Origin of the sequence: Shewanella maritima (assembly GCF_043643735.1) — a bacterium.
In the GTDB taxonomy this organism is placed as follows: domain Bacteria; phylum Pseudomonadota; class Gammaproteobacteria; order Enterobacterales; family Shewanellaceae; genus Shewanella; species Shewanella maritima_A.
Genome location: NZ_JBHZSM010000002.1, coordinates 376,664 through 389,916, shown reverse-complemented (window position 1 = coordinate 389,916; position 13,253 = coordinate 376,664). Strand labels below are relative to the sequence as shown.

Annotated in this window: 9 protein-coding genes and 1 riboswitch; of the genes, 8 read left to right on the top strand and 1 reads right to left on the bottom strand. The window is 43.0% G+C overall.

The genetic code is table 11. The features are described 5' to 3' along the window. Positions 1-79: 79 nt before the first annotated feature. From ACHUGF_RS03830 to ACHUGF_RS03805, 6 genes are all read left to right on the top strand, one after another. Positions 80-1,036 (top strand): LysR family transcriptional regulator, encoded by a 957-nt coding sequence (locus ACHUGF_RS03830; protein ID WP_394129457.1) that lies wholly within the window; start codon positions 80-82, stop codon positions 1,034-1,036. Positions 1,037-1,218: 182 nt separating this feature from the next. Then, positions 1,219-3,516: an OmcA/MtrC family decaheme c-type cytochrome gene (locus ACHUGF_RS03825; RefSeq protein WP_394129456.1), complete on the top strand. Its 2,298-nt coding sequence runs from the start codon at positions 1,219-1,221 to the stop codon at positions 3,514-3,516. 317 nt (positions 3,517-3,833) lie between these two features. Then, a complete protein-coding gene (locus ACHUGF_RS03820) occupies positions 3,834-5,657 on the top strand; it encodes a S8 family serine peptidase (RefSeq protein WP_394129455.1) in 1,824 nt (607 codons plus the stop codon). 141 nt (positions 5,658-5,798) lie between these two features. After that, positions 5,799-6,332 (top strand): hypothetical protein, encoded by a 534-nt coding sequence (locus tag ACHUGF_RS03815; RefSeq protein WP_394129454.1) that lies wholly within the window; start codon positions 5,799-5,801, stop codon positions 6,330-6,332. Positions 6,333-6,396: 64 nt separating this feature from the next. Beyond that, complete coding sequence (locus ACHUGF_RS03810) at positions 6,397-7,458, top strand: phosphotransferase (protein WP_394129453.1); 1,062 nt, start codon at positions 6,397-6,399, stop codon at positions 7,456-7,458. Positions 7,459-7,777: 319 nt separating this feature from the next. After that, positions 7,778-7,906: riboswitch (glycine riboswitch) on the top strand. Positions 7,907-8,300: 394 nt separating this feature from the next. After that, positions 8,301-9,677: an alanine/glycine:cation symporter family protein gene (locus ACHUGF_RS03805; protein ID WP_394129452.1), complete on the top strand. Its 1,377-nt coding sequence runs from the start codon at positions 8,301-8,303 to the stop codon at positions 9,675-9,677. 209 nt (positions 9,678-9,886) lie between these two features. On the opposite strand, the gene ACHUGF_RS03800 is transcribed toward ACHUGF_RS03805, so the two are convergent. Then, positions 9,887-10,579, bottom strand: a complete 693-nt coding sequence (locus ACHUGF_RS03800; protein WP_394129451.1) for an SDR family NAD(P)-dependent oxidoreductase — start codon at positions 10,577-10,579, stop codon at positions 9,887-9,889. A gap of 490 nt (positions 10,580-11,069) precedes the next feature. Here ACHUGF_RS03800 and ACHUGF_RS03795 point away from each other — a divergent pair, with 490 nt between their 5' ends. Continuing rightward, on the top strand, positions 11,070-12,665 hold the full coding sequence (locus ACHUGF_RS03795) for a S41 family peptidase (RefSeq protein WP_394129450.1): 1,596 nt from the start codon (positions 11,070-11,072) through the stop codon (positions 12,663-12,665). Beyond that, positions 12,665-13,084, top strand: coding sequence for a hypothetical protein (locus ACHUGF_RS03790; RefSeq protein WP_394129449.1), 420 nt, complete (start codon positions 12,665-12,667; stop codon positions 13,082-13,084). The genes ACHUGF_RS03795 and ACHUGF_RS03790 overlap by 1 nt, the downstream gene beginning before the upstream one ends. The last annotated feature ends 169 nt before the right edge of the window (positions 13,085-13,253 follow it).

Here is a 13,253-nt window from a genome sequence, read left to right as displayed (position 1 = left end):
CTTCCTACCTAGTTCACATTTCTTGCTATTTCAGCGTGCTATACCTGTCTTGATACATGTATTAATGAATTGAATAGCAATGAACAACATAAAAAAAATAAAAGAATTAGATATCTTTAGCTTGTTTGTTTTCAAGCAAACCTATGAGCAGAAACACGCCAATTGCGTCGCGAAAACATTGGGGGTTTCGGCCCCAAAAGTAAGTCGATGCCTTAACGCATTACGCGCGACTTTTGATGATGAATTGTTTTATCGTCGTCAGGCTGAATTAAAGCCCACTCCCCTAGCTGACTCACTTTATCCATCGATTAACGCATTATGCCAAAATGTCCAACAGCTTGAAGATGTGGCGTCGACAGAACAAAAACCACAGAGTTCAAAACTGCTGCATATCGCTGTACCGCCGATTTTTATGGCCAGTATTTCTCATCATCTCAGTCAGAGTCATATTCGGGAGAAATATGGTTCAATCAGAATACATCCTTGGTCAAGCCACTCAGCCGAGCAAATATATAATGGTGAAATAGACCTAGGCATAGGTTTTGAGATTGCCTTTGCAGCCGAATTAGATAAATCAGCCATCAGTCAATTAAGCTCCGTTAATTTCATTGCCCGTGATGATCACCCTATTTGGCAAGCCTCGCCTACCACAACGCTGGAAGATATTTGCCAGTATCGATTCTTATACATTGAAGAGATTGGATTTAACGACAAGCTTGACCCATTTGAGCGCTTTTGTATCGAAACGGGCACGCCTTATACCGAGTTGCATAAGGTGGCGACGTTAGAAGAGTGGTATTGTCACTTACTTACCATGGATAGCATTGCGTTTATTCCGCCAACAGAAGCACAAGTCTATCAGGAGTTGCCCAATATCCGCTGTGAAAGGTTAAGCCAAACACAAACTGAAAGATTGATTGGCAATAACAAATTACCTCAGCTGCATTTGATTGAACCTCAAGAAAATTACCGCCGTTACAGCAATGAATACCGAACATTAGTAATTGATATTGTAAAAGAAATATCCAATGTATAGAGAATTATTCTCATTCATTAAAAGTGAATTTTAAAAGCCACAATTAATACTTTCATATTTTAAAATTCACCTAACTGCATCTTTAATTAGCAATCACAAGTTCATCACACCAAACTAACAAACGCATCAGATTTCTCTATAGTCAAAAAGCAATAAAAAAATACCTATAAAGGGATAGAGCGATGAGTAAATATAGAAAATCGATAATGGCATTGGCCATAGTATCGGCTATAAGTTTGTCCGCTTGCAGCGGAGATGATGGTAAAGATGGTAAAGATGGAGAACCTGGTGCACCAGGGCAACCGGGTGATCCGGGTTTGCCTGCTGGCTCTTTTGCCACCACCGTTGAATCAGCCGCAGATTATCAGTTAACTGTTTCCCCCACCGATATCGTTGTTGTTGGTAGCAATGACTTCGCCTTAAAGTTCACAGTCACAGGTAAAAACCCACAAGGTGAAGATGTGCCATTTATGGGGTTAGATAAAATTGCCCTGTATGTGATGAACCAATATGAAAATACCACAGATACTGGCGCACCTATTTTATGGCAAAGTCACACCTTAACTAATGAGTTTGGTTCAAGCATGTACTGTACGCCAACAGGCAAAGCTACTGCGAGAGGTGGTGCAGAAGTTGATGCCTGTACTTTAGTTGAAGATCTTGAAAACCCTGGCACATATACCGGTACTTGGGAGCATGATGGCAATGCACCCGTAGTCTTAGCCGATGGTGACGTTAACGATTTATACCGAGTGATGATCCGCAGTTATGATATTACTGACGCCGAAGGTAATGGTGTTGCTGACAAACTGCTGTCTACACCCATTGATTTTATCGCGGCAACGGGTGAAGCAGCCGTATCAGCGAAAGATGCTGTCTCAAATGAAACCTGTATTAAGTGTCATACACAATTAGATGGTTATGCTGAAACCGATATGCGTATCAGCAATATTCATGCTCACCACAACTATCAAAAAGTAGAAAATTGTGTGGCTTGTCATAACCCAGCTTATGCTGGTGGACAGGACGATCCAGAAAAAGGCTACAACGCCAACTGGAATGCCATGATCCATACACTTCATGCTGGTCACCATATTGATAACTTACAAGGTGAAGCAAAAGAAATGTTTGCTGAAATTGGTTTCCCATCTGAAATCAATGAATGTACTGCTTGTCACGATAATGGCACTCAGTGGAACGACAACATTTATGCTGAAGCCTGTGTTTCTTGTCACACTGATGTGAATTTTGAAACTGGTGAAAACCATGCAGGTATTACTCCAAGTAGCGATGCTGCTTGTGTGGGTTGTCACGGTGGCGGTAGCTTAAGCCCTGTTCAAGCTCATAAAGTAGGCGTAAGAGAAAAAGCCGTTAATGCCATTGTGGTGGACGTCAGTCATGTCAGTTATATGGAAAGCGCGACAGCAGACATGGACGAAATCACCGTCACTTTTGATGTGTCAGTTGATGGTCAGCCTGTTGAAGATGGTTTTGAATTCACTAACTTCACTAAGTATGACGAAATGAAGATTGGTCGTATTGAAGATGATGGCCGTTACTTTGGTAGCACTTCAGTCAACTTAAACGGAATCGCAGCTGTAGGTGGTCAAATCACAGTCACTAAGCCTGCTGAGTACAACCTAGACGGTGCAAGTATTTCAATTACCCCACGCTTCTCAGTTTGTGCTGATGCTGACGGTATGCTGATTGAGTGTTTAGATGCCACAGGCAATGCCCAATACGATATCGGTTATGTTGCAATCACAATGGCACAAGCATACTGGAACTTAGCTAACCCTGATGGTAGTGATGCCAATATTAGTCGCTTTAGTGACCCAGCGCGTGTCACCGCTGATGAAGCAAAATGTAATACTTGTCATACTTCGCTGGGTATTGCTAAACATTATGGCGACCAACGATTCGACCAATGTGTAGGCTGTCACAACGATACATGGGGTGGTTCATACCACGTGACTGTTGAGTACAAGTCAGATGAAGTAGACACAGACGGTAACCCAATTTTCAAAGAAATTGATGGATTGACTTACCATACCCGTGACCTATTTGCTGTTGCTCATAGATTCCATACAGGTCTTTGGGATGACAACCGCGGCTTCCCCGCTATCCACCTTAACTCTGATATGGAAACTGTGGGTTACCCAGCTGTGGCCACGCAATGTACTGCATGTCACAAAGATGACGTCAGCCTGTTCGCCAGTGATGGCGGTTTGACTTCAGGCAAGCGTGCAATTGCTGTGGATGCCGGTGCTACAGAGTTCATCAGCCCAGTTGCTGAAGCTTGCCGTACTTGCCACGCTCACTCAAATGCATCAGCACTCGCTCACTTCAGAGCTAATGGCGCTGTAGTTGAAGGTGAAGGTCAAGCGACTTCAGACTTACCAGTTGAGTCTTGTGCAACGTGTCATGCAGAAGGCAAAACTTACGGCATAGATGTGGTTCACGGTGGAGGTGCACACTAGATACAAGTTCCTAACCGAGGCTAGAGCACTCTTCCCTGCTTGCTTTTAGCCAATGTGGAATGGGCCTATAACTGTTGTTATAGGCCTTTTTCATTATTGGTATAGCAACTGTTCAGTCCTCTTTCTCAACTCTCTGTTTTTATAAGCAGTTTCAATAATTTTTGGGATAAAACAACAAAGATACAAACTGATAACTATGTTAAACATTTGTTACCAGTAGTTGATTATGCTATTTATTAAGGGTCAAACGGCTGTTCAGCACTAAAAGCTGAGTTTTTGGCGAATAAATATAATATAAAATAAATGAGAGCCACCAAATGAAATTATCAAAAGTATCAAGCGCTATTCTAGCGTTATCGATCAGCACTGCACTTCCTACATATGCCAATAGCGACAGATATGTCATCCAAGTTGACCCACAAAAAAAAGGCATTGTTAAAGCTCTAGCCAAGCAGCTAGGTGCAGAGATCCACATAGACGGAAATGGCTTTATCGCAGCGACCTTTTCAGGCAAGAATCTAGAAGAAGTCAAAGGGCTATTAAATAACCCTCATGTTCAATTAGTTGAATTAGACCAACCAAGACAATTAATGAACTTTAGTGATAGCGCTGGCAATCCAACGGACACCCAAGTCACACCTTATGCAGTGGTTCAATCCCAAGCTGATCAGGTGAACTTTAATGCTAATGCAGGCATCAAAGTGTGCGTCATAGATTCTGGTTTAGACAGCAGTAATACTGACTTTAATTGGAACACCATTACCGGAGACAATGACTCAGGAACAGGTAACTGGTTTGATCATGGTGGTCCGCACGGTACGCATGTGGCAGGAACTATTGGTGCGGCCGATAACGGCTACGGTGTTATTGGTATGGCACCTGGTGTCGACATGCACATCATTAAGGTCTTCAATGCAGAAGGTTGGGGTTATTCATCAGATTTAGCCCATGCGGCAAACCTTTGTAGTCAGGCTGGTGCAGATATTATTAGCATGAGTTTAGGTGGCGGTGGAGCAAACTCCACCGAATCAAATGCATTCGAAAACTTTGCTAATGATGGTGGTTTAGTTGTTGCAGCGGCAGGTAATGATGGTAATAACGTACGCTCATACCCAGCGGGTTATTCCTCTGTCATGATGGTGGGGGCAAATGACGCTAACAATGTCATCGCGGATTTTTCCCAGTTCCCTTCTTGTGAAACCGGAAGAGGCAAGAAACGCACAACAGACGAAACTATCTGTGTCGAAATTACAGCTGGTGGTGTTGATACCCTTTCAACTTTTCCAGCAGGCTTAGCAACATCGTCATCACTCACCGCTGACACAACAGGATTTGCATCTTCTGCTATGGAGAATAGTGGCTCGGCAAGTGGCAACACCTACTTCATGGGCACAGCAGAAACCTCAGATGGAGGTGCAAATGGTAATGTATGTGTGATTGACCGCGGTAACATTTCATTCCATGACAAGGTAGCAAATTGTGAAGCCTCAGGCGGCGTAGGAGCTATCATTATAAACAATGAACCAGGCATGTTATACGCAACACTAGGTGAAGCTAACTCTACTTCAATCCCTGCTGTAGGTGTCGCTTTTGAAGATCGTAGTGCGCTTTTAGCGGCCATGTCTGCGAGTATTGACGTTGGTGCATCTGATTACGGATTAATGAGTGGTACTTCCATGGCAACACCTGCTGTATCAGGGATTGCTGCACTTGTTTGGTCAAACCATAGTCAATGTACTGGTGAAGAGATTCGTGAAGCACTCAACACCACTGCTTTGGATGCTGGTGCGAGTGGACATGATGTGTATTTCGGACATGGTATTGCCCAAGCTGCTGCTGCTAATGATTATTTAACCAACAACGGATGTAGTGGAGGAGTCACTCCGCCACCTTCAGGAGATGATATTTCTCTCAGCTTGAATGGTTACAAAAGTAGAGGTGTAAAATATGTTGATCTTACGTTCTCTGGTGCAACCACTTCACAGGTTGATATTTACCGAAATAATAGTTTGATCACAACCACTGTAAATGATGGTGCTTACACAGATACAATCTCAACCAAAGGTGGTGGCACATACACCTACAAAGTCTGTGAAGTATCCTCTACTACTTGCAGCAGTGACACCACTGTCACCTTCTAATTCATAATATTTATAATTAAATTATGATAAAACCTAGGCCAGATATTCTGGCCTAGGTTGTATCTAGAGAACAAGAAATCGGTTACTTTTTTTTAACAAGCGAACAAGTTACACTAGCCAAAATTTCATTTTGAGGTTTCTATGGATAGAAGATTACTTTTACTAATCGCTTGTTTTATAAGCTTTTCACCTTTTGCAGAAGTGTATAAGTGCGCTGATGGCAAGTACCAAGATCATCCTTGTGATAACGATAGCCACCCCATTGATTTAAGCGAGGTAGGCAGTGTCATTACCCCTCAATTAGTCACCGATGACGAACTAGAACAGACCAATAGCAATGCGCAGCAAGCGAAACGCGAAGAAATTTCTACCTACATTCGTAAGCAACAAATCAATCGCAAAATTAGCCAACTGCAGCGAAGTCGAAAACGCGCTCTGGTTGAACAAGAGCTTAAACGCTTAAATGAAGAACGTAATCTTGCTCAAAACGGTCGCATAACCAACGGGATTGCAACAAGGTATGTAGCAGATGAAGATTGGCAACAAAGTTTGACACAAGAAATGTCTGCATTGAATCTTCGCACTGAAGCCGAAGTTGCTTCGATTGATCGCCAAGTCGAAGTATTCCAAAGACAATTAGAAAAGCTAGAAAGCCTAGAACGGCCCTTTGAATAATGCGTTTGCCGCAATTAACTGGCACACTAGTGTCAGTAAACTCATTTAAACGTACTGCAATCTCATGACCATACCGAGTCACATCGAAACAGCACTAATCAATACGGCAGGGATATCTCACATTAACCAAGTGTCTGTAATCCAATCCTTATGGAGCGGGTACGGCCAATTACTCAGAGTATCAATTGAGCCTGGAATTAAGTTAACAGACCAGCGTGTTGCCAACACTGCCCCCATGAAAAGCGTGATAGTAAAACATATTCAATTACCTTGTTCTACGCTTTCACAGCAATCAGATCAGTTGGCCCACCCAAGAGGCTGGAACACGCAATTATCCCACCAACGAAAGCTCGATTCCTACGCCGTCGAGCAACACTGGTATCAATCTTATGCCAATCAATGCCACAGCTCGAGCTATCTACCCCAATGTATTCAATCGCAACAGCATGGTAATGACATCCTACTGATTTTAGAGGATTTGGCCTGCCAAGGTTTTACCGATGTGTATCAACAGGCCTCAGCTATCAATCACGATATAATCAAAGCCTGCCTACAATGGTTAGCACAATTTCATGGGCAATTTATCAATCACTGCGCTCAAGGTTTATGGCCTATCGGCAGTTACTGGCACTTAGCCACTCGGCCAGATGAATACGCGAGCATGCCTGATAGTGAGCTAAAGCGAGCTGCATCTGCCATAGATAACGCACTGAACCAGTGCCAGTATCAGACAATCATTCATGGCGATGCGAAATTAGCCAATTTCTGTATCAACCCAGACAATCAGCAAGCCGCAGCAGTAGACTTTCAATACGTAGGTAAAGGTTGCGGCATAAAAGATGTGGTGATGTTATTAAGCAGCACTTTAGATTTTAGTCAATCTCACCAGCAGCTAGATACACAAATAAGCCGCCACCTTGAGTACTACTTTGATAGCTTAAAAACAAGTATTCAACAGTATAAACAGGCTCTTCCCCCTGAAGAGGTTATCACTGAATGGCGTGATTTGTTTCACATTGCATGGGCAGACTTTCAACGATTTTTGCTGGGTTGGAGCCCTAACCACGCCAAAAACAATTCATATACACAAAAACTCACTAATAAAGCCCTTAAACAACTAAAGTAAGTCTAAAAATATGGACTTATAACCACACTAAATCTCCTATTTTTACGGTAAAAACTTATAACAAACATATAAAAATAGCAGCTTTTGCTCGACAATTACCCAAACAAATCATAACTCACCATTACGTGATCGCCATCACTTGAGCTATCGCAGCAATTCTTGCAAGCTACGACTTGCAAGCATCCATAAGGTGTTTGCTTTCCGTTCGGATGAAGGTAGCAGGAGAGTGGGGCTTAACCCCACACCGACGAGGCAAGTTAGTTATCTCAATACAACTAACCACTCTTTCAGGTGCCACTTAGTGGTGAGGACTGTTACTGGACGAGCCTCTGGAGAGATTGTTAGTCACACTTTTCGTGCGATATAACAACGCCGAAGGCGAAAGTGAGTTATTGATATTTCCTCAGTAACACGCGAAACGCTCAGGCAAAAGGACAGAGGAGAGGATGACTGTATTGCTTATGGTTTCTGACACCTTTGTTGCCCATTCAATGTGACTGAGCTCGTCAGCCCTTGTCGACAGACATTTCTTTTCCTCCCTTAGGGCCTGTTGATCTTTGCTGATTAGAATTTGTTCGAGTTAAAAGCACTTTAATCGCGGCGTGAGCGACGACGTCTAGTCTTCTAAACAAACTCGCTCACAACAAAGAGTAAAGCGCTTTTAAACGAACCTTACAGGCAGCACTTGTTGTCATTTCTACTGCGTTAACGACTTATCATGTGGAATAACCACACATCAAAGTCGTTGTCTTGTATAAATTTCCAACAAGTAGCTGCAAAAATAATCATGAAAGATTAACAGGCCCTATATTAATTAAGTTGTTTAATATTCGAGGAATATCATGAATTTTCACGCTTTACTCAGCGATGTCAACGCTATCGTTTGGGGACCAATCACCCTGTGCTTATTAGTGGGCACCGGTGTATATCTCACTGCTCGCTTAAAACTAATCCAAGTTTTCAAACTACCATTGGCATTAAGCCTGCTATTTAAACCCGCCAGTGGTAAAGGCGATTTAACCTCCTTTGCAGCCTTATGTACCGCGCTGTCAGCCACGATAGGTACAGGTAATATTGTCGGGGTCGCAACCGCGATTAAAATTGGTGGGCCAGGTGCTTTGTTTTGGATGTGGTTAGCCGCCTTTTTTGGCATGGCCACCAAATATGCTGAATGTATGCTCGCGGTAAAATATCGCACCACGGATGCCAAAGGCAATGTCGCTGGTGGCCCTATGTATTACATTGAACGCGGTATGGGGCTGAAATGGTTAGCCAAAATATTTGCCATTTTTGGTGTTGGTGTAGCCTTCTTCGGTATTGGTACCTTTGCACAGGTCAATGCAATTAGTGATGCGCTGACGATTGCCTTTGAAATCCCAAGCTGGGTGACTGCTATCGTGTTAACGACATTAGTTGCCACCGTCACCATTGGCGGCGTAACACGTATTGCTAATGTCGCGAAAAAAGTGGTGCCTACGATGGCATTATGTTACGTCATTGCGTGCTTATGGATATTGACTAGCTTTGCCGATCAGATTATTCCTGCCTTACAGCTGGTTATTCACAGTGCCTTCACACCAATTTCTGCAGCAGGTGGTTTCTTAGGGGCAACCGTAGCACAAGCAATTCAAATCGGTATTGCCAGAGGTGTATTTTCTAATGAGTCAGGTTTAGGTAGCGCGCCGATAGCAGCAGCCACTGCTAAGGTAAAGCAGCCAGTAGAGCAAGGTTTAGTTAGCATGACGGGCACCTTTTTTGACACCATCTTGATTTGCACCATGACAGGTTTGGTGCTGATCATTACCGGCGTGTGGAATGGTGATACTGCTGGTGCTGCAATGACCAGCGCAGCTTTTGCTGCAGGAAGCTCTGCCATGGTGGGGCAATATGTGGTGACTATTGCGCTGGTATGTTTTGCATTTACCACCATTCTTGGCTGGCATTACTATGGTGAGCGCTGCTGGAATTACTTAACCCAGCAACGCTTGGGTGAGCATGGCATTAAAATTTACCAGTTCACCTTCTTATTGCTCATCGCCATGGGCGCATTTATTCAATTAGATTTAATTTGGTTACTCGCAGACACAGTCAATGGCCTGATGGCAATTCCGAATCTGATTGCCATCATAGGTTTACGTCATGTAGTGCTAAAAGAAACCCAAAGTTATTTTGACAAAAAATGTGGCCGCGTCAGCACAGTTGTGCCTGCAAAGTTTTAATTTGAAAACTATAAGATATTTTCTCGATAGGCCATGTTTAATGGCGTTTTACTGAAGGACATCGATAAGTGAAATCAACACAGGCTGAACATAATGCTCAGCCTGTGTTTTCATCTACAACCAATAATCTACAACCAATCCATTCGAAACGATCGTATGTGAGTTCTGTGAACAACCGAAGTTATTGTATCTACGAGCGACTTATCAAGTTAACCACGCTGAATAGTGATATCTGCCACATAACCATGCTGTGTACTTTTTAGCGCATCAACAAGCATGCCAGCGGCTTCATCAGCTGACATAAAACCTGAGGTATCAACATCCTTACCACTCGTGGGCCAAAAACCTGTATCCATGCCCCCTGGGTAAACACACACCAGTTTCATCGGGCTTGATTTCAACTCTAAGCGCACAGACTCTATAAAGCCTTTAACTGCCCACTTAACTGCACAATAGGTTGACTCACCAGCTTTTGCGACCAATGCTGCTGTTGACATCACGACCACTACCGTCACAGGTTTATCTTGATAACGACGCACTAACTCACGTACTAAGTTAATGGTAGTAAGCAAGTTGTTATCGATAAGATTTTGAATTTGCTGATTATCCTGTACGACTATGTCACCAAAATAACCACTACCAGCACAATGGACTACAGTCGATAAGGGTTGCTGAGCGGCATCGATGTAATCAAATAGCTCCGCTACATCACTGGCTTGGGTTAAATCCGCACCAACGGCCTGAACAATATCCGTATCATTCGCAATAGCAGCCAATGACTCAGCGGTTTCGGTTAATCTTTGGCTATTTCTGCCTGTAATGGTAATAGCCTGCGCTGACTGCACGTATTGTTTGGCCACTGCACCACCTAAACCACTACTTGCACCTGTAATTAGAATCATGCATCCCTCTCATTTTCACGTTACAACATTACCAATATATCGCGTTTAACTGGGCTTACTTTAGCATTGAATGATAGGGCCTGTTGATCTTTGTCGATTGAATTTGTTCGAATTAAAAGCACTTTAATCACGACGTGAATAATGACGTGTAGTCATCTAAACAAATAGCTCGCAACGCAGAAGAAAGTGCTTTTAAACGAACCTTGCAGGCAGCACTTGTTGTCATTTCTACTGCGTTAATGACTTATCATGTGGAATAACCACACATCAAAGTCATTTCCTTGTATAAATTTCCAACAAGTAGCTGCAAAAATAATCTTGAAAGATCAACAGACCCAGCTATCACACCGCCTTGATAATCGCTACACAATGGACAATAAAAATATCAGTAAATGAACGCGATATTTTGGTTACAAGTGGTACACATTTGTAATAAAGTAGGAAATTAATATGGTGAAAATATCAACAATAACAGCAAATAAAGGAATATATGATGCTAAATCCTGCAAAAGCTTTCCCTTCCTTATTGGTGGCCTCAACATTGATGCTTTCTGCCTGCGGTGGCTCATCGGGTTCAAGTGATGACAATAGCGGCATTAGTACTGGTGGCGGTTCAGAACCTGAGTGGGTTGCGGGTGAATTTACAGCCTACCCTGATCTTGCTCAACAGTGCTCTGCAGACGGAACGGGGTCAGATTTAATCGAAAAACTATGGCTGCGTTCATGGACTAACGACACCTACCTTTGGTATGACGAAGTTGATGACATTAACCCTGATGGTTACTCAGTTGAACAATACTTCAATCTATTGGTCACTGATGAGTTATCAGAAACGGGCAACCCAAAAGATAACTTCCATTTTTCCATGTCATCGCAAGAATGGAATCAACTGGTCAACTCAGGCGCATCATTTGGCTATGGTATGAACTACTTTCTACGTAATGCATCATCAAGCGTTTCACGCCAAGTGACCATTTCGTACACTGAACCTAACTCACCAGCCACAACTAACAATATTGCGCGTGGTGCTATCATCGTCAGCATTGATGGCGTTAATGTTGCCAATGCCAATACACAGGCTGAAATCGACGTCTTAAATGCTGGTTTATTTCCAACCTCTTCTAGCAAACAAACCGAGTTTGTTATTCGTGATTTAAATTCACAAACCGATCGAAGCGTTTCATTAACAGCAGCAAGCATAGTGTCGACACCAGTACAAAATGTGAAAACCTTATCCACGGCTACCGGTAATGTCGGCTACTTGCAATTTAACTCTCACATCGCCACGGCTGAAAAAGGCCTGTTCGATGCAATAACACAATTAAGTAATGCCGGTGTAGATGATTTAGTGATTGATTTACGCTACAACGATGGCGGTCTGTTAGCCATGGCAAGTCAGCTAGGTTATATGGTTGCGGGTGACAATTTAACCGCTAACAAGACATTTGAATTGATGAACTTCAATGACAAATACCCAAATACTGACCCTGTTACTGGCGGTGCATTATCACCTGTACCGTTTATTCCTGTGACACTTGGATTCAACAGCGCATTAATCGGTCAAAATATTGCGCTACCGAGTTTAGATCTAGACAGAGTATTTATCCTTACAACAGGCAGCACCTGCTCCGCCAGTGAAGCGTTAATGAATGGCTTACGCGGTATTGATGTAGAAGTGATTCAAATTGGTGACACCACCTGTGGCAAACCCTACGGCTTTTATCCAACCGATAACTGCGATACAACCTACTTCACGATTCAATTCCAGGGTGTGAATGATAAAGGGTTTGGCGATTACGCAGATGGTTTTATGCCTAGTACTAACCCAATGCTTGCTAGTGAAGTACCTGGTTGCCTTGTAGGTGATGACTTTACTCACGCACTGGGAGACGCTGAAGAAGCTATGTTAAGCGCAGCACTTTACTATCGTGATAATAGCCAATGCCCAATGGTGGCAGCCGCTAGCGTAGCTAAAGCGCCAGCAATTAATGGCTTAGTCGATGAAAGCTTGCTACTGCAAGATACACGCAAGCAAAGCATTGTACGTAGCAATCGTATTTTGAGCCATATGAGTGCAGGTCAATAATGAGAGACTCTCGCTTATCGCTTATATCTATTGCGTTATTACTGGTTGTCGGTGGCTGTAACAGCACGCAAACCAGTAATAGCGCAACAGACATTAGGCCCATCACACAAGTTGAACCCGCGGTGTTAGTTAAGCCTAACACCTTAGTTCAGCAGGAGTTGCAGCTAGCCGTCAACCAGTTACTATCAAGTAAACAAGTCACCTTGGCAAAGAATGCATTTACCCAATCAAGCCAAATCACTTTGGAACGCCAATCATTTTCTGACGCTAACGGTCATAAGGTAATGGGGCGAACTATGGAAATGCCTGAGCAGTTTCAATTGCTCAAGCAGGGACATCAATGCATTGTCAGGCACTTAAATACTAATGAGCAGGTGGTACTGCAACATGCTACCTGTAAAAGTGAAGCATCCAGATAGATAATGACTCAAGATCATACTTGCGGTATTTAAGTGTTAGGCAAAGAAGGTTTAACGCTATAAACACGCCCGCTGGTATGATTTTTTGCTTTACGGCTGACATGTAAACAATGCGTTTATTCTCAAATGCGTTTGCAAAAAGTAAGTTAAAAATCATCTACATTTGGTT